Here is a 17,065-nt window from a genome sequence, read left to right on the forward strand (position 1 = left end):
CCGGACGCCCGCCACGCGGGCTGACGGCCGGATGGTCGCCGCCGGTCACCCTCAGGGAGCGATCGGCAGCCGGCGCTTGTGGTCGGTCAGCTCGTAGCGGCGGACGATCGAGGCGAACGCGGCCTCCGCGACCGCCTTGCCCTCCAGGAAGTCGTCGATGTCGTCGTACGTGACGCCGAGCGCGTCCTCGTCGGGCTTGCCCGGGTCGAGGGTCTCCAGGTCGGCCGTCGGGGTCTTCCACACCAGCTCGGCGGGGGCGCCGAGGGCTTCGGCGCAGGCGCGCACGCGTCGCTTGGTCAGGCCGGTCAGCGGGACGACGTCCGCCGCGCCGTCGCCGTACTTGGTGAAGAAGCCGGAGACCGCCTCCGCCGCGTGGTCGGTGCCGACCACGAGGCCGTCGTGGGCGCCCGCGACGGCGTACTGCGCGATCATGCGCTGCCGGGCCTTGATGTTGCCCTGGACGAAGTCCTGGTGGTGGGCGTCCCGGAAGGTCACCCCGCCGGCCAGGGAGGCCTCCAGCGCGGCGTCGCTGGACGCCTTGACGTCCACGGTCAGGACCCGGTCGGCGGCGATGAAGCCCAGGGCCAGCTGGGCGTCCTTCTCGTCGGCCTGGACGCCGTAGGGCAGGCGCATGGCGTAGAAGGTGGCGTCGTGGCCCGCCGCGCGGGCCCTCTCCACGGCGAGCTGGCAGAGCCGGCCCGCGGTCGTGGAGTCCACACCGCCGCTGATCCCGAGGACCAGGCTGCGCAGCCCGGTGGAGGTGAGGCGCTCGGCCAGGAAGGCGACCCGGCGTTCGATCTCGACGAGCGGGTCGAAGGTCGGGGACACCTCGAGTTCCCGGGCGATCTGCTGCTGCAGGGCGGTGGACGCCGCGTCGGTCACGGGGTGCTCCTCGGGGTGGTGCGACGGTACGGGGACGGGCGCGGTCCGGTACGCCGGTGAGGCGCCGGATCCTCGCCACAGCCGACTCTATGCGGCCCCGCCCCGTGCCCGTTTCCCGGCCCCGGCTCCGCCGGGACCCCGCATCCGAACGCGTCCGGCCCCGTTCGCCACAGATGCTGTCGCGACTCTTTACGGCCCTGTCATGCACGGGTAATTTTCGGCCCACGCAAGCGCTTGCAGCAAGTTGCCGAACGAACTTTCAACTCCCACCGCCGCCACGGCCTCCCCCGTCGTGGCCCTGCCCCGGAGAAGAGACGCATGCGACGCTCCCCCGTCCCGCGCTTCGGCCGCGCCCCGGCCGCGGCCCTGGCCGCCGCCTGTCTGATCGGACTGCTGTACGCCACACACCCGGCCGGGCCGGCCACCGTGCCCTCGGAGCCCGTCGCGGCCGCGGAGAACACGGCGACGGTCTTCTACTACACGAAGACCAAGAACTGGTCGGCCCACAACCTCCACTACGCCCCCGACGGCGGCGCCTGGACCGCCGTCCCGGGCGTGCCGATGGAGGCGGCCTGCACGGACTGGGTGAAGAAGACCGTAGCCCTGGGCTCGGCCGAGGGACTCCGGGCCACCTTCAACAACGGCGCGGGCACCTGGGACAACAACGGCGGACAGAACTACGACCTGGGCACCGGGACGATCACGGTCAGGGACGGCGTGGTCGCCCACTCCGACCCGTGCGCCGACCATCCCGGCGGACCCGCCGGCCCCGGCAACCAGGCCACCGTCTACTACTCCACCGCCGCGCTCGGCTGGACCACCGCCAACCTGCACTACGCCCCCGCGGGCGGCGCCTGGACCACCGTCCCCGGCATCGGCATGGAGGCGGCCTGCACCGGCTGGTGGAAGCGGACCGTCGAGCTCGGCGCCGCCACCACCCTGAGCGCCGTCTTCAACAACGGCAACGGCGTCTGGGACAACAACAACGGGGCGAACTACGCGCTGTCCGCCGGCACGACGACCGTCAAGGACCGGGTGGTCACCGGCGGCGCCGCGAACCCGTGCGCCGCCGAGGTCCCCGACACCCGGGCGCCCAGCGTGCCGGCCGGGGTCACCGCGAACGCCGACGGCACCTCCGTCGTCCTGACGTGGGAACCCTCCACCGACGACACGAGGGTGACGGGCTACCAGGTGACCCGTACCGGAGGCACGGGCGGCACGACGGTCACGGACGTCGGCTCCACCGTCCTCTCCGACACGGGCCTGGCGGAGAACACCGCCTACACCTACACGGTCAGGGCCCTCGACGCCGCGGGCAACGCCTCCGCCGCCTCCGCGCCCGCCCGGGCGACCACCGGCACGGCGCCCCCGGCTCCCGGCCCGGGCCGGCCGCTCGGCACCGACCCCCGCAAGGACCCGATCTACTTCGTCCTCACCGCCCGCTTCGACGACGGCGACACCTCGAACAACCGGGGCGGCAGCCAGCACACCAGGTCGGGGAACGCGGCCAACGGCGATCCGATGTTCCGGGGCGACTTCAAGGGGCTGGTGAACAAGCTCGACTACATCAAGGGGCTCGGCTTCTCCGCCGTCTGGATCACCCCCGTGGTGCTCAACCGGTCCGACTACGACTACCACGGCTACCACGGGTACGACTTCTACGAGGTCGACGCCCGTCTGGAGTCGGCCGGAGCCTCGTACCAGGACCTGATCAACGCGGCCCACGCCAAGGGCATGAAGATCTACCAGGACGTCGTCTACAACCACTCCTCCCGCTGGGGCGCAAAGGGGCTCTTCACCCCCAGGACGTACGGCGTCCGTGACAGCCAGTGGAGCTGGTACTACGACGAGCCGAACTCCTCGTTCGAGTACGACGGGCTGACCGTCGAACCGAAGTCGGGGAAGTCCTACTACAACGGCGACCTCTGGTCGACGGCCGAACCGACCGGCAACACCTGCGTCAACTGGGGAACCCCGACCCCGTACACCTCCCCGGAGGGCTACCGGATCTACAACTGCCAGTGGCCGAACCCCACGTCGGGCATGTTCCCCAAGTCGCTCTACCACACCTGCTGGATCGGCAACTGGGAGGGCGAGGACTCCCGTTCCTGCTGGCTGCACGACGATCTGGCCGACTTCGACACCGAGTCGGCGCCCGTGCAGAACTACCTGATCGGCGCCTACGACAAGTACATCGACATGGGTGTCGACGGCTTCCGCGTCGACACCGCCGTCCACATCCCGCGGACCACCTGGAACCGGCGCTTCCTGCCCGCCATCCAGCAGCGCGTCACGCAGAGGTTCGGCGCGGAGGCGGCGAAGAACTTCTTCGTCTTCGGCGAGGTCGCCGCCTTCGTCAACGACAAGTGGAACCGCGGCTCGGTCAACCACTCCGCCCAGTTCTACACCTGGAAGGAGCGCAGGGAGTACGACGCCGACGACACCAGAGCCGCGCTGGAGATGTACGACTACGAGCAGCAGCAGGGCACGGGGAACCAGCCCACGTCGAACAACGCGTTCCTCGACGGCAACAGCTACCACGCGCCGGACCACAGCAGGTTCTCCGGGATGAACGTCATCGACATGCGCATGCACATGAACTTCGGCGACGCGCAGAACGCCTTCGGCAACGGCAAGGACTCCGACGACAGTTACAACGACGCCACCTACAACGTCGTGTACGTCGACAGCCACGACTACGGGCCCAACAAGAGCAGCGAGCGCTACGCCGGCGGCACGGACGCGTGGGCCGAGAACATGTCGCTGATGTGGACCTTCCGCGGCATCCCGACGCTGTACTACGGCTCCGAGATCGAGTTCCAGAAGGGCAGGAAGATCGACTGCGGGCCCACCTGCCCGCTCGCGACCACGGGCCGCGCCTACTTCGGCGACCATCTCGCCGGGGAGGTGAAGGCCTCCGGGTTCTCCACCGTCAAGTCGGCGAGCGGAGCGGTCGCCCAGACCCTGGCACAGCCGCTGGTCCGGCACGTCCAGCGGCTGAACCAGATCCGCCGGGCCGTTCCGGCACTCCAGACGGGTCAGTACTCCACCGAGGGCATCAGCGGCTCGATGGCGTACAAGCGCCGCTACACCAGCGGTACGACCGACAGCTTCGCACTCGTCACCGTCAGCGGTGCGGCCACCTTCACCGGCGTCCCGAACGGCACCTACACCGACGCCGTCACCGGCGACCGGCGGGTCGTCGACGACGGCACTCTGAGCGTCGCCGCGCCGGGCAAGGGCAACCTGCGGGTGTACGTCCTGAACGGGCCCGGCCGGATCGGGACCGCGGGGCCGTACCTGAAGTAGCGGTACCGCGGGCGCGGGAGGGGCGGGCGGCGTCGAGGGGCGACGCCGTCCGCCCCGCTCCGTCCAGGAGACCGCGGGTCAGGCGCGTGGGCGCCGCAGCGGTCCGCGCAGGGTCCCCTCGGAGACCCGCAACAGCCGCAGGACGACCGGCGAGGGCGCGTCGATGCGGTACCGGCCGCCCATCAGGGTCCACTGGTCGAGGACGCCCAGCAGACCCGAGTCGCAGAAGGTCACGCGGGAGGCGTCGAGGACGAGGTCGGTGACCCCGGCCTCGGCGGCGGAGGCCAGTATCGCGCGCAGCGGTGCCGCGCCGAGGTGGTCGACCTCGCCCTTCAGCCGGACCAGCAGCCCCGTGGCGCCGAGGTTCCGGCACGAGTGGACCGCTATGTCCCCGGGCGCGGTGTCCGCGCCCTCGTCGCACACGACGGGGCGGGGGATGCGGGTCAGTATCGGTGCGGTGCGCTGGGTACTCACCCCTCCATCAACACCGGTCGCCCCGTCCACGGGAAAACGGCGCGCCGCCCGGTCACCCCGGAGCGCGGCAGTGATCCACTTCCGGGGGACAACCGGGCCGGAGGAGACGGGGGTGACTCCTCAGCCGTCGGGAGTCGGCGCGTCGTCAAGCAGGGCCGCGGCGAGCCGGGCCGCCCGCCGGTGCCAGGAGCCCGCGCTCCGGAGCATGCTGTGGCCGCCCTCGGGCATCCGGACGGCGACGGCGTCCGCCCCGGCCCTTCGCGCCCGGCGGGCGAACTCCCAGGACTGGGCCGCCGAGGTCACCCGGTCCCGCTCGTCGTGCAGCAGGTAGAGGCGGCGGCCGCCCAGATGGTCCACCGGCTCGCCGGGCGGGCACCAGGGGGCGAGGGCCACCACGCCCCGGACGTGCGGGGCGCCGGCCGCGCGGAGTGCCGCGCGGCCGCCCATGGAGTGCCCCATGAGGACCACGGGAACCTCGCCGACGAGCTTCCGGACGCGGGCGAGGGCAGCGGCGGCGTCCCTGGCCGCGTCGCAGCGGTCGCCGTTCCAGCCGCGGTGCCGGTAGCGCACCTCGGCCACGAGGACGTCGGCTCCGCGGGTCGCGCGCACGACCGCCGCGGCGAAGGGCCGCATCCGCAGGGCGGGGAGGTTGAGCGCGGGCGGCGGTTCCGGTCCGTCGGCCCGGCCGCCGTGCAGCAGCAGGACGGCCGCCTTCGGGGCGGCCGGTGAGGAACGGAGCACCAGCGCGCCCTCGTCGTCCGTCGGCGCTCCCCGGCGGCCGGCGGTGGCAGTCATCCGGCCCCCCGTCGTGGCGGTCTCGGGAAGAAGCCGCTGGTACGGGCGGCGTAGTCGGCGAAGCCGGGACGGTCCGCCATGTGCGCCTCCAGCAGTCGTTTGCCGCTTCCCCAGATGAGCAGCGCGCTCATCACCACCGGCGAGACCAGGGTGAGCGCCGCAGTCTGCCAGGTCGCACAGGCCAGGAGCCAGAGCCCCCACCAGACCAGGAAGTCGCCGAAGTAGTTGGGGTGTCGGGTCCAGCTCCACAGCCCCCGATCCATGATCATTCCGCGGTGGGCGGGGTCGGCCTTGAAACGGGCGAGCTGGTGGTCGCCGACCGCCTCGAAGGCCAGCCCTCCGGCCCACAGGAACAGTCCGAGCGCACCCAGCGCACCGAGCGGCTCCGTGAGGTACGCGGCGGCCTGGACGGGCAGGGAGACGAGCCAGACGAGCCCGCCCTGGAGCAGATAGATCTTCCGCAGCGCGTAGAGCCGGGGGTCGCCGGGGGCGCGGGCGAGCATGCGGGCGTACCGGGGATCCTCGCCGTGGCCCCGGCCGCGCCGCGCGATGTGGAGGGCGAGGCGCAGCCCCCACACCACCGTGGCGAGGGCGACCGCCAGGCGCCGGCCGTCGTCGCCGTCGCCCGCCGAGAGCAGCCAGGTGGCGAGGGCGACCGCGGCGAAAGCGGCACCCCAGGCGATGTCGACGATCCGGTGCAGCCCCTTGGCCGTGCCGACGGCGAAGGCGGCCAGCATGACGGCGAGCGCGACACCGGCTGCGACGCCGAGGTTCAGGGCGAAGGCACCGCCGTCGAAACCGTTCACCGGAGCCCTCGCCGCAGGTCGTCGGAGACCAGCCTGATCTGGCGCACGTCCAGGTAGCGGGAGCGGAATCCCGCTTCGGAGTAGGCGAGGTACAGCTCCCACATACGGCGGAAGACGTGGTCGAAGCCCAGGGCGGCCACCTCGTCGGCGCGTCGCACGAACTCCTCGCGCCACAGCCGGAGCGTCTCGGCGTAGTGGTCGCCGTAGCCGGTGTCCTCGGTGATCCGCAGGCCCACGGCCGCGCTCTCCGCCGCGATGGCCTCGCGCGAGGGGATGAGGCCGCCGGGGAAGATGTACTTGCTGATCCAGGTGTGGGTACGGGCGGTGCGCAGCATCCTGTCGTGCTCCATGGTGATGGACTGGAGGGCGACGCGGCCGCCGGGGGCGAGGAGACGGTCCAGGCTCGCGAAGTAGGCGGGCCAGTACTCGGCGCCGACGGCCTCGATCATCTCGACGCTGACGACGGCGTCGAATGAGCCCTTGACGTCCCGGTAGTCCCGGAGTTCGACGGTGACCCGGTCGGAGAACCCGGCGGCCGCGATCCGAGCCTGCGCCAGCTCCGCCTGCTCCTCGGAGAGGGTCACGGTCAGCACCCGGGCGCCGCGGCCCGCCGCGCGGAGGGCCAGTTCCCCCCAGCCGGTGCCGATCTCCAGGAGCCGGGTGCCCGGTCCGACGTCGGCCAGGTCGAGCAGCCGGTCGATCTTGCGGTGCTGGGCGGCGGTGAACGTCGCGGGTGAGGCGGGGAACGCGGCGAAGACGGCCGAGGAGTAGGACATGCTCGCGTCGAGGAAGAGGGCGAACAGCTCGTTGGAGAGGTCGTAGTGGCGGTGGATGTTCTCCCGGGCTCCGTCGGGGGTGTTGCGCTGGTGGGCGGGCCTGCGGCGCACCCACGCGCCGCGCAGCCTGCGCAGCGGGGCCGGGGCCAGGTCGTCGACGTGCGTGGCGAGCACGGTCAGGACGCCGACCAGGTCGTCGCTGTCCCATTCACCGGCCATGTAGGACTCGCCGAACCCGATCAGTCCGTCGGCCCCGATCCGGCGGTGGAAGGCCTCGGGGTCGTGCAGCGTGAGGGTGGGCGCGGCGCCGGGTACCGCGGGGATGCCGGGGGCGCCGGCGTCCGCGTGCCGTACGCGCAACGGGATGCGGGCGAAGGCCCGTTCGACGATCCGCCGGGCGATGGCGGTCCGCAGGGCCGAGACGCGCGGCGGCTCGGCGACGTCGGACCGGCGCGTGGGCGGGGTGGTGCCGGGCGCGGCCTCGGGGACGGGCTCGTCGGCCCTCGTCTGCGCCCGAGAGTGCGGAGCGGTCACAGCATTCCTTCGTGCGTGGGGTGGACGGGTCGGGGTTGGACGGGAAGTCCGCGGAGGTAGAGACGGATGCCGTGCAGACGGATGCCGAGGGAGACCTTCGCGGTCGACCAGGGGTGGCGCAGGGCCACGGAGAGGAGCGCGCGAGGACTCGCCGGCCGGTGGCGGCCGCGCACGGTCGCGGTGAAGGGTGGCCGGCCCGCGCCGTGGTGCAGCTGGACGGTCAGGTCGAGGGAGTCTCCGGGGACGGGCAGCCGCATGCGGTAGGTGCCCTCGACACCGTAGAAGGGCGAGACGTAGAAGTCCTTGGGTACGTCGGCGCGGCCGTGCGCGTCGGGACGCATCAGGTAGCAGTGGCGCTCCCCGTAGGTGTTGTGGACCTCGGCGACGACGCAGACGAGGGTGTCGTCGCGGTCGTGGCACCAGTAGAGCGTCAGCGGGTTGAAGACATGGCCGAGGACCCGGGCCTGGGTCAGCATGAGGACGCGCCCGTCGGCGTCGTGCGCCCCGTTCGCGCGCAGGTACCCGCGCAGAGCGGCGCCCGGTGTCGGTGCCCGGCCGTCGAAGTGGTCGCGGGTGTCGAAGCGCGCGAGCGCGCGCAGGCCGCGCGGCAGCCGGGGCAGGTCGTCGACGTCGACGAGCCAGAAGTAGGTGCGTGTCCGGAAGACGTGGCGGACGGGGGCGAGGCGGGCGTGGGCCACGGTCGACTCGTAGAGGGCCGGGACACGGGGCCGGTCCGGCTCCGGGACACGGGGCCGGGCCCCCTTCGGGGCGCGGGGCCGGTCAGGCTCCCTGGGGCGGGTGTTCACCACGTCACCCCCAGGGCCTCGGCGGCCTCGACTCCCGAGCGGCAGCCGTCCTCGTGGAAGCCCCAGCCGTGGTACGCGCCGGCGAAGGCGGTGACCGTCGTGTTCAGACCGGGCAGTTCCCGCTGCGCGGCGACGGACCGGGGGGTGTAGACGGGGTGCTCGTAGACCATGCGGGCCAGCACGGTGCCGGGGTCGACGCGGTCGCCGGCGTTGAGCGTGACGATGTGCGGGTCGGGTGTCTCCAGCCGCTGCAGCCGGTTCATGTCGTAGCTGACCTGGACCGCGTCGGGACGGGCGGTGCACGACGGCAGCCGGTAGTTCCACGAGGCGCGCGCGTGCGGCGCGCGCGGGAGCAGGGAGGTGTCGCGGTGGAGCACGGTGGGGTTGCGGGAGTAGGTGAAGGCGCCGAGGACCCGCCGCTCGGCGTCCGTGGGGTCGGCGAGCATCCGCAGCGCCTGGTCGGGGTGGACGGCGAGCACGACGGCGGCGTACGTCGCGGTGTCGCCGTCCTCGGTGGTCACGCGCGCGTGGTCCGCGGCGCGCTCGACGGCGCGGACCGGGGTGGAGGTCCGTACGGCGGTGAGGTGTTTGGCGGCCCGGGCGACGTACGCGGCCGAGCCTCCGGTCACGGTGCGCCACTGGGGCGATCCCGTGACGGACAGAAGTCCGTGGTGGGCGAGGAAGCGGAAGAGGTACCGGGCGGGGTAGAGCAGCGCGGTGCCGGGAGCGCACGACCAGACGGCCGAGACCAGCGGGATGACGAAGTGGCCGGTGAAGTAGGCGGAGAACCTGTGTGCCTCGAGGAAGTCCCCGAGGGTCGGGGCGTCGTCCCCGGAGGCGAGCAGCCGGCGGGCGGCCCGGTGGAAGCGCGGGACGTCGGCGAGCATGCGCAGGTGCCGGCCGCGCAGCACGTTTCCACCGCCCAGGAGACCGGCGGGGCCGCGCGCTCCGGCGTACTCCAGGCCGCAGCCGTCGCACCGCACGGACATGCTCATCTCGGAGTCCTGGGTGGTGACGCCCAGTTCGCGGAAGAGCCGGAGAAGGTGGGGGTAGGTGCGCTCGTTGTGCACGATGAATCCGCTGTCCACGTGGACGGTCCCGCCGTCTCCGGTGGGCAGTTCGTGGGTGTGGGCGTGGCCGCCCAGGCGGTCGTCCGCCTCGTACAGCACCACGTCGTACGCGCGGCGGAGCACGTGGGCGGCGGTCAGCCCCGCCACTCCCCCGCCGACGACCGCGACCCTCTGCCGTTCCACGTTCCTCGACCCCTCCCTGTCGGACCGCGCGCCGGGTGCGCGCGGATGTCTCAGGAGGTACTTCGGAACTGAGGGGCTGCCGGATGGGGATCTGGTCCCATGGTCCGATATTCGGGTCGTACCGCATCCGTCCCGCGCCTCGCGGGGGAAGTCGGGGGTCCGCGCGGCGCTCTCGGCCCTGGAGAGCAGTGCGGAGGGACGGGTGTCAGGTGTGCCGTGATCCGCGCAGGGCGCGTTCGAGCCCGTCCTGCGCGAGCCCGGAGAGGGCCCGCAGGAAGATCTCCTCGTATGCGGTCGAGCCGATCGTCGCGCGGGCGGTGTCCTCGTACTTGAGGCGCAGGGCGTGCAGTTCGGGCATGCCGCGCTGGGGGTGGCCGGTGGAGCGCCAGTACGACTCGCCGGTGCCGGAGACGTCGGCGGCGAGTTCGCCGTCCCCGGAGGCGGCGAGCGCGGCGGCGAGGACGTCCAGGCCGAGGGCGACGCCGAAGCCGTCGCCGAGCTTCCGCTTTCCGGCCAGCATCTCGCGGGCGTGGTCGGCCGCGGCCTCGGGCTCCCCTTCGAGGAGGCCGATGAGCGCGAGCTGGTAGTCCAGGTAGGCGCGGGTCCAGTGCTCTCCCAGCTCCACGCAGGCCGTCCGGAGGGCGTGGGCCTCCGCACGGGCCTCGTCGAACCGCCCGAGTCCGGTCAGTCCGAAGACCCGGACGAGGAGGCAGCGCAGGCGGGCGGCCGAGTCGGTCGGAGGGCCGGGGGCCGCGTCGAGTACGTGTCCGACGAGGACGAGCGCGGCCATCGGCCGGCCGGTCATGAGCGCGAGCAGTCCCGCGAGGTAGGCGGCGTCCAGGGTGTCGGTCCCCACGCCGGCCGGCCGGGTGGGCGTGGCCGCGGTCCGTGAGGCGTACTCGGCGTGCCGGGCCTCGCGCGCACAGCGTTCGCTGACGTCCTGGGCGGGGACGAAGTCGCCCTGCAGGGTCAGGACCACGCCCAGGGCCCAGAGGGCACGGGCCCGGTCGGCGCCCCTGGCCTCGCTGAGGACCAGGGCCTGTTCCAGGTAGTCGCGGGCCTCGCGCAGCCGGCCGCTGCACGACCAGTAGAAGCCGACGGCCCCGGCGAGCGCGAGTGCGGCGTCGGGGTCGGTGCGCAGCAGCCGGTCCAGTGCGGTGCACAGGTCGGTGTAGTGCTCGTCGACGGTGGTGTACCAGTGGAGCTGCTCGGGACCGAGCCATCCGGCGTCGGCCCGTCGGGCCAGGTCCAGGCAGTAGGCGGCGTGCCGGTCGGCGACCGCCTCCTTCTCGCCGAGCCTGGCGAGCCAGCCGGCGCCGTACTCGCGGATGGTGTCCAGGAGGCGGTGGCGGGCGCCCTCCCTGCGGACCACGGAGGCGCGGACGAGCGCGTCGAGGGCGGCGGGCAGCGTCTCCCGGGTCAGCGGGCCCCCGGTGCAGACGAAGACGGCGGAGTCGAGGTCGAACGGGCCGCGGAAGACGGTCAGCCGCGCCCAGAGCAGCCGTTCGAGGGGGTCGCACAGCTCATGGCTCCAGCCGATCGCGGCGCGCAGGGTCTGGTGCCGCTGGGGCCACACGCGCTCGTGGTGGACGAGGAGTTCGAAGCGGGAGTCGAGCTGTTCACGGACGGACTCGACGCCTTGGAGGCGCATCTGGGCCGCGGCGAGTTCCAGGGCGAGGGGGATTCCCTCCAGCCGGGAGCAGATCTCGGCGGCGGGCCCGGCAGCCCACTGGGCGGGGACGCGGGCGCCGCGCCTCGGGCCCGCCGCGGTGCGCTGCCGGAGCAGGTCCATGGCGTCGCGCCCGGCGGCGGCGAACGGTTCGAGGGTGAGTACCTTCTCCTCGGGCAGTCCGAGGGGCCGTCGGCTGGTGGCGAGGACGGTGAGTCCGGGAGCGGCGGCGAGCAGGTCGGTGAGGAGCCGGGCGCACGCGTCCGTGACGTGTTCGCAGGAGTCGAGGACCAGCAGCAGCCGCTTGTCGGCGAGCCAGCGGCCGAGGACGGCGGCGGGCATGCCGGGGGTGTGGAAGGTGAGGTCGACGGCGTCGGCGACCGTCGCCACGAGCAGCCGGTCGCCCTCCAGCGGTGTGAGGTCGGCCCACCACGCGCCGTCGGGGAAGCCGTCGGCGAGGCGGGCCGCGGTGTGGAGGGCCAGCCGCGTCTTGCCGACGCCTCCGACCCCGGTGACCACGACCAGGCGGCGGTCCTTCAACTGCGCTGCCAGCCGGTCCAGTTCCCTGTCGCGCCCCACGAAACTGGTGTTCTCGTCCGGGAGATGTCCACGCACGGCAGCAGTGTCCCTCATGTCTCGCTCGAGCGGACCCCCCGCCCCGGGTCATTCCACGGTGACGCGGTCCCGCCGAACGGGGAGCGGCGGTGTCCGGTCCGGCGGGAGCCGGCCTCCGATCCGACGGGACCCGGGCCTCCGGTGCGGGCCTCCGGCCGCGTGTCCGGCGAACGCATCGATTGTGCGTCGCTAGCGGGCCGCGCCCGCCGCGAGGTGGCGGTCGGGCCCCTCGCTCAGCGCGCGGCGCATCCGGTGCAGCCCGCGCCGCGCGTGGCTCTTCACGGTGCCGAGCGGCATTCCGGTGCGCTCGGCGATCTGCACCTGGGTGAGGTCCCCGTAGAAGGCCATGGCGAGTACCTCCCGCTGGACGGCGGGGAGTCTCGCCAGCTCGCGGGTGACGACCAGCCGGTCCAGGACCGCCTCGGGGCCGGGGGCCGGCTCGCCCTCGCGCGGCAGCCGGACTCCGGCCGCGGTGACCAGGTCCCGGCGCCGGGTGCGCGCGGAGAGCGCGTCGGCGATCTTCCGCCGGGTGATGCCGACGAGCCAGCCGGGGAACGGCCCGCGCTCGGGCCGGTAGCCCGCACGGCCCTTCCAGGCGGCGAGGAAGACCTGCTGGCTCACGTCCTCGGCCTCCCGCGGGTCTCCGAGGGTGCGTGCGGCCAGGGTGCGCACGAGGCCGTTCCACCGGTGGTACGCGACGGTCAGACACCGCTCCTCGCCGCGTACGAACCCCCGGGCGACGTCCTGGTCGGAGAGCCACTCGTCGACGGAGAGGCCCTCGTCGAGGCCGGGAGGCGGGGAGACGACGGGCGGTGCGGTCATGACGGTCATGACGACTGCTCCTGACGGCCGGGACCGGAGAGGATCGGTCGGGGGCGGAGCCCCGGGTGCGGGGCATCTCCAGATTCCGATCCAGCTGCCGCTGGACACCACTCGCATCGATTGTGCGTCGTATGATGGAACCATGACCGAACCCACCCCGGGCCTCACCAGCGGTGCGGTGGCCCGCCGCCTGGGCGTCGCGCCCACCACACTGCGCTCCTGGGACCGGCGCTACGGCATCGGACCGGCGTCCCGGGAGAGCGGGCGGCACCGCCGGTGGACCCCCGGCGACATCGCCGTCCTCCAGGAGATGTGCCGTCTGACGGCATCGGGAGTCCCACCCGCGGAGGCGGCGCGTGCCGCCCGTGCCGCGTCGGCCTCTCCGGCTGCGGTCGAGGACGTGCCGCCGGCGCCTCCGCTTCCGGAGAAGGGGCCGGCGCTCCCCGAGAGGCGGCCGGCGCTCCCGGACGAGTTGCGCCAGGAGCGCCGGGGACTGGGCCGCGCGGCCGTCCGCCTCGACTCCGCGGCCATGGACGAGCTGCTGGACTCCGTGCTCGCGAGGCGGGGCCTGGTCGCCGCCTGGGAGGACGTCATGGCGCCCGCCCTGCACGCCGTGGGCCGCCAGTGGGACACCTCGGAGGACCGCTACGTCGAGGTGGAGCACCTGCTGTCGTGGCACGTGTCGACCGCGCTGCGCCGGGTGGGCGCTCCCGGGCGTACGGCGCGGGCGGCGGACACTCCCCCGGTCCTGCTCGCCTGCGTGCCGAACGAACAGCACACCCTGCCGCTGGAGGCGCTCGCCGCGGGACTGGCCGAACTCGCCCTCCCCACCCGCATGTTCGGTGCCGCCGTGCCTCCCGAGGCGCTCGACCAGGCGGTGCGCAGGACCGGCCCCGCCGCGGTCGTGCTGTGGGCCCAGGCACGGTCCACGGCGCACCATCCGCTGGCCCGCCACGTGGCCGACACCTCCTGGGGTGTCAAGGGCGCCCGGGCCCGGACGACCGTCCTTCTCGCGGGCCCCGGTTGGGCGGGGCAGACCCCCGGCCCCGGAATGCTGCGCCCCGGTGGGCTCCGGGAGGCCCTGGCCCTGCTGCGCGGGCTCTGCGAGGCGGCGCGGGGTGGCGAACCGGCCGCCTCCCCCGGCTCCCCCGCCTCGCGGTCCTGAGCCTCCGGCTCAGTCCTGGCCCCGGGCGCGCCGGAACCGGGCCAGCCCGTCGGGGAGTTCGACCACGGGGTCCGGATAGTCGTAACGGGCACGTTCGAGTCCGGGCAGCTTCCACGGCTCGTGGACCGCGGGGCCTTCGAGCCCGGCGAGTTCCGGCACCCACCGTCGTACGTACGCGCCCTGGGGGTCGTACCGCTTGCCCTGGGTCACCGGGTTGAGCACGCGGTTGGGGCGGGTGTCGGTCCCCGTGCCCGCCATCCACTGCCAGTTGAGCTGGTTGTTGGCCACGTCGCCGTCGACCAGCAGGTCGAGGAAGTGGCGCGCTCCGGAGCGCCAGTCGATGTACAGCGTCTTGGTGAGGAAGGACGCGGCGAGCAGCCGCCCCCGGTTGTGCATCCAGCCCTCGTGGGCGAGCTGGCGCATCGCCGCGTCCACGACGGGGTACCCGGTGCGGCCCTCCTGCCAGGCCCGGAGGTCGGCCTCGGCCTGCTTCCCGTGCCGCCACGCGTCGGACCGGGAGCGGTAGTCGTCCTCGGCGGCCTCGGGGCGCGCCGCCAGGACCTGGTGGTGGAAGTCGCGCCAGCAGAGCTGCCGTACGAACGCCTCCGCGCCCGGCCCTCCCCGGGTCCTGGCCCGGTGGACCGCCTCGGCCGCCGAGACGGCTCCGAAGTGCAGGTACGGGGACAGCCGGGACGTGGCGTCGCCGGCGAGGTCGTCGTGGCGTTCCTCATACGCGTCGGCTCCCCGGCCCAGCCAGGCGGTGAGCCGTTTGCGGCCCTCCTTCTCGCCGCCGGTGGCCAGGCCTTCGGAGACGGAGGACACGTCGGCGCGGGCGGGGAGGTCCTCGGAGCGGATGCCCCGCGGCACCCGGACCTTGTGCGGCGCCGCGAGCGGCTCCCGCAACCGCTCGCGCGACCAGCGGTTGAAGTAGGGGGTGAAGACGGAGTAGTGGTCCGATCCGTCCGGGGTGACGGCCCCCGCGGGCAGCGCCGTGACGACGCCGTCGTGGACGTACAGGCGCCGTCCGTCCTCCTCCAGGGCATGGCGGAGCCGGTCCTCGCGGCGCCGGGCGAAGGCACTGACACCGGCCGCCATGTGCACCTCGTCGGCGTCGGCCTCGCGCACGACGGCGCGCACCTCGTCGACGGGGTCGCCGGAGCGCACCACGAGCCGGCCGCCGCGCTCACGCAGTCCGGCGTCGAGGTCGCCGAGGCAGTCCGCGAGGAAGGCGAGCCGGTTCGGGGCCGCGAAGCCCGCTCCGTCGACGGCCGGGTCCCGGACGAAGAGGGGCACGGTCTCGTTCCCCGGCCCCAGCGCGGCGCGCAGCGGCGGATGGTCGTGGACGCGGAGGTCCGAGGTGAACAGGACGACCGAGACGTTCATGGCACCGCTCCTGGCTTCGTCACCGGACGGCCGCCCGACGGGCGCCCGCGAGGGTCACTGCGCTGACCTTGCGGGTCCATTCGCCCGACGGGGCCGCGCCGGATGCGGCGGCCCGTCCGCCGGTCACCGGTCGCCGTCCGTCTCCGTCGTGGCGGGCGCGGCGCTGCCCTGAGGTGCGGGGTGAGGAGTGCCGGCCGGAGTCGGTGTGGTCTCGGTGGCCCGGGCCTGCTCGGCGATGTTGCGGGCCATGCCGCCGAAGACCATGGCGTGGAACGGCGACACGCTCCACCAGTAGAGGTGTCCGGCGAGGCCCCGCGGGTGGAAGAGGGCCCGTTGGCGGTAGCGGGTCGTCCCGTCCGGGTCCTGCTCGGCGTACATCTCCAGCCAGGCGAGCCCCGGGAGCCGCATCTCGGCGCGCAGCCGCAGCAGCCGGCCGCGCTCGATCTCCTCGACCCGCCAGAAGTCCAGCGAGTCACCGACCCTGAGCCGCGTGGCGTCGCGCCTGCCCCGGCGCAGCCCGACGCCGCCGGCGAGCCGGTCGACCCAGCCTCGTACGGCCCAGGCGAGAGGGAAGGAGTACCAGCCGTTCTCCCCTCCGATCCCCTCGACCACCCGCCACAGCGCCTGCGGTGACGCGTCGACCGTCAGCTCGCGCTCGTCGGTGTACAGGCTGCCGCCCGCCCAGTCGGGGTCGGTCGGGAGCGGGTCGCTGGGGACTCCCGGGAGGGCCGCGGAGGACCAGCGTGTGGTGACCTGGGCGTCGCGGACCCGCTGGAGCGCGAGGGAGAGCGCCCTGCCGAAGGTGAGGGGGGTGCCCGGCGGATCCGGCACCCAGTCGGCGATGTCGTGCTCGTCGCAGACGACCTCGTACTTCAGCGACTCCGCCAGGGGGCGGGCGATGGACCGGGGCACCGGTGTGACCAGGCCGATCCACAGGCTGGACAGACGCGGTGTCAGGACCGGGACGGGAAAGATGAGCCGTCGCGGCAGCCCGGCGACCGCCGCGTAGCTGCGCATCATCCCGAGGTACGTGAGGACGTCGGGCCCGCCGATGTCGAAGGCCCGGTTGACCTCCTCGGGCATCCGCGCGCTGCCGACGAGATAGCGCAGCACGTCCCGGACCCCGATCGGCTGGATCCGGGTGCGCACCCAGCTCGGGGTGACCATCACCGGGAGGCGCTCGGTGAGGTAGCGGAGCATCTCGAAGGAGGCCGAGCCGGAGCCGATGATGACCGCGGCGCGCAGGACGGTCGTCGGGACCCCCGATCCCAGGAGGATGCGTCCGACCTCGGCACGCGAGCGCAGGTGCGGCGAGAGGTCACGGTCGGGGACGCCGCGCGGAGCGAGCCCGCCGAGGTAGACGATGCGCCGGATGCCGGCGGCGCGGGCCTCCTCGGCGAAGGTCGTGGCCGCCCTGCGGTCGGTGCTCTCGAAGTCGGACCCGCCGCCCAGCGCGTGCACCAGGTAGTAGGCGACGTCGACGTCCCGGAAGGCGGGGGCGAGGCTCTCGGCGTCGGTGACGTCGCCGCGTACGGTCTCCACCTGGTCGGCCCAGGGGTGGTCCCGCAGTTTCGCGGGGGTACGGGCCAGGCAGCGCACCCGGTATCCGGCCGCCAGGAGTTCGGGGACGAGGCGGCCGCCGATGTAGCCGCTGGCGCCGGTCACGAGGCAGAGCGGCCCCGGGGTGGGGGGCTCGTGGGGCTCATGTCCTGGTGCGTCCGTCATCGAGGTGCTCCGTTCCGCCGGTCGGGGGACGTGTGGCGTGTGCCGCGCTGC

Annotated in this window: 13 protein-coding genes; 2 read left to right on the top strand and 11 right to left on the bottom strand. The window is 73.7% G+C overall.

Annotation, left to right across the window (positions count from 1 at the left end; all coding sequences use genetic code 11):
- Positions 1 to 51 precede the first annotated feature (51 nt).
- Positions 52 to 882, bottom strand: coding sequence for an ammonia-dependent NAD(+) synthetase (gene nadE / locus ACF1G2_RS02150; RefSeq protein WP_391796381.1), 831 nt, complete (start codon positions 880 to 882; stop codon positions 52 to 54).
- A gap of 318 nt (positions 883 to 1,200) precedes the next feature.
- On the opposite strand from nadE, the gene ACF1G2_RS02155 reads away from it, so the two are divergent.
- Complete coding sequence (locus ACF1G2_RS02155) at positions 1,201 to 4,191, top strand: carbohydrate binding domain-containing protein (protein ID WP_391796382.1); 2,991 nt, start codon at positions 1,201 to 1,203, stop codon at positions 4,189 to 4,191.
- A gap of 78 nt (positions 4,192 to 4,269) precedes the next feature.
- Here ACF1G2_RS02155 and ACF1G2_RS02160 read toward each other — a convergent pair whose 3' ends face one another.
- The 8 genes from ACF1G2_RS02160 to ACF1G2_RS02195 all read right to left on the bottom strand — a co-directional run bounded on the left by ACF1G2_RS02160 (position 4,270) and on the right by ACF1G2_RS02195 (position 12,750).
- Positions 4,270 to 4,665, bottom strand: coding sequence for an STAS domain-containing protein (locus tag ACF1G2_RS02160; RefSeq protein WP_391796383.1), 396 nt, complete (start codon positions 4,663 to 4,665; stop codon positions 4,270 to 4,272).
- A 120-nt stretch (positions 4,666 to 4,785) separates the two neighbouring features.
- Positions 4,786 to 5,460, bottom strand: coding sequence for an alpha/beta fold hydrolase (locus ACF1G2_RS02165; RefSeq protein ID WP_391796384.1), 675 nt, complete (start codon positions 5,458 to 5,460; stop codon positions 4,786 to 4,788).
- Positions 5,457 to 6,266 carry a DUF1295 domain-containing protein gene (locus ACF1G2_RS02170; RefSeq protein ID WP_391796385.1) on the bottom strand — a complete coding sequence of 270 codons (810 nt, stop codon included), beginning with the start codon at positions 6,264 to 6,266 and terminating at the stop codon, positions 5,457 to 5,459. Before ACF1G2_RS02170 ends, ACF1G2_RS02165 begins: the two co-directional genes overlap by 4 nt.
- The gene (locus ACF1G2_RS02175; protein ID WP_391796386.1) at positions 6,263 to 7,576 is read right to left on the bottom strand and encodes a class I SAM-dependent methyltransferase; all 1,314 of its coding nucleotides are present in this window, start codon (positions 7,574 to 7,576) and stop codon (positions 6,263 to 6,265) included. Before ACF1G2_RS02175 ends, ACF1G2_RS02170 begins: the two co-directional genes overlap by 4 nt.
- A complete protein-coding gene (locus ACF1G2_RS02180) occupies positions 7,573 to 8,274 on the bottom strand; it encodes a DUF1365 domain-containing protein (protein ID WP_391796387.1) in 702 nt (233 codons plus the stop codon). The genes ACF1G2_RS02175 and ACF1G2_RS02180 overlap by 4 nt, the downstream gene beginning before the upstream one ends.
- 104 nt (positions 8,275 to 8,378) lie before the next feature.
- A complete protein-coding gene (locus ACF1G2_RS02185; protein ID WP_391796388.1) occupies positions 8,379 to 9,635 on the bottom strand; it encodes an NAD(P)/FAD-dependent oxidoreductase in 1,257 nt (418 codons plus the stop codon).
- Between the two features lie 205 nt (positions 9,636 to 9,840).
- The gene (locus ACF1G2_RS02190; protein ID WP_391796389.1) at positions 9,841 to 11,919 is read right to left on the bottom strand and encodes an ATP-binding protein; all 2,079 of its coding nucleotides are present in this window, start codon (positions 11,917 to 11,919) and stop codon (positions 9,841 to 9,843) included.
- Between the two features lie 189 nt (positions 11,920 to 12,108).
- Positions 12,109 to 12,750: a sigma-70 family RNA polymerase sigma factor gene (locus ACF1G2_RS02195; protein ID WP_391796390.1), complete on the bottom strand. Its 642-nt coding sequence runs from the start codon at positions 12,748 to 12,750 to the stop codon at positions 12,109 to 12,111.
- A 133-nt stretch (positions 12,751 to 12,883) separates the two neighbouring features.
- On the opposite strand from ACF1G2_RS02195, the gene ACF1G2_RS02200 reads away from it, so the two are divergent.
- Positions 12,884 to 13,906 carry a MerR family transcriptional regulator gene (locus ACF1G2_RS02200; RefSeq protein WP_391796391.1) on the top strand — a complete coding sequence of 341 codons (1,023 nt, stop codon included), beginning with the start codon at positions 12,884 to 12,886 and terminating at the stop codon, positions 13,904 to 13,906.
- A 9-nt stretch (positions 13,907 to 13,915) separates the two neighbouring features.
- On the opposite strand, the gene ACF1G2_RS02205 is transcribed toward ACF1G2_RS02200, so the two are convergent.
- Both ACF1G2_RS02205 and ACF1G2_RS02210 read right to left on the bottom strand, forming a co-directional pair.
- Positions 13,916 to 15,289 (bottom strand): cryptochrome/photolyase family protein, encoded by a 1,374-nt coding sequence (locus ACF1G2_RS02205; RefSeq protein ID WP_391796392.1) that lies wholly within the window; start codon positions 15,287 to 15,289, stop codon positions 13,916 to 13,918.
- 123 nt (positions 15,290 to 15,412) lie between these two features.
- The gene (locus ACF1G2_RS02210; protein WP_391796393.1) at positions 15,413 to 17,014 is read right to left on the bottom strand and encodes an SDR family oxidoreductase; all 1,602 of its coding nucleotides are present in this window, start codon (positions 17,012 to 17,014) and stop codon (positions 15,413 to 15,415) included.
- Positions 17,015 to 17,065 lie beyond the last annotated feature (51 nt).

The sequence above is a fragment of the Streptomyces sp. NPDC013457 genome (assembly GCF_043089925.1).
Taxonomy (GTDB): Bacteria; Actinomycetota; Actinomycetes; order Streptomycetales; family Streptomycetaceae; genus Streptomyces.

Bases quoted from the DNA above. Each gene is read 5' to 3' on its own strand.
- ACF1G2_RS02155 (WP_391796382.1), top strand. From the start codon at position 1,201: ATGCGACGCTCCCCCGTCCCGCGCTTCGGCCGCGCCCCGGCCGCGGCC.
- ACF1G2_RS02165 (WP_391796384.1), bottom strand. From the start codon at position 5,460: ATGACTGCCACCGCCGGCCGCCGGGGAGCGCCGACGGACGACGAGGGC.
- ACF1G2_RS02195 (WP_391796390.1), bottom strand. From the start codon at position 12,750: ATGACCGTCATGACCGCACCGCCCGTCGTCTCCCCGCCTCCCGGCCTC.
- ACF1G2_RS02200 (WP_391796391.1), top strand. From the start codon at position 12,884: ATGACCGAACCCACCCCGGGCCTCACCAGCGGTGCGGTGGCCCGCCGC.
- ACF1G2_RS02205 (WP_391796392.1), bottom strand. From the start codon at position 15,289: ATGAACGTCTCGGTCGTCCTGTTCACCTCGGACCTCCGCGTCCACGAC.
- ACF1G2_RS02210 (WP_391796393.1), bottom strand. From the start codon at position 17,014: ATGACGGACGCACCAGGACATGAGCCCCACGAGCCCCCCACCCCGGGG.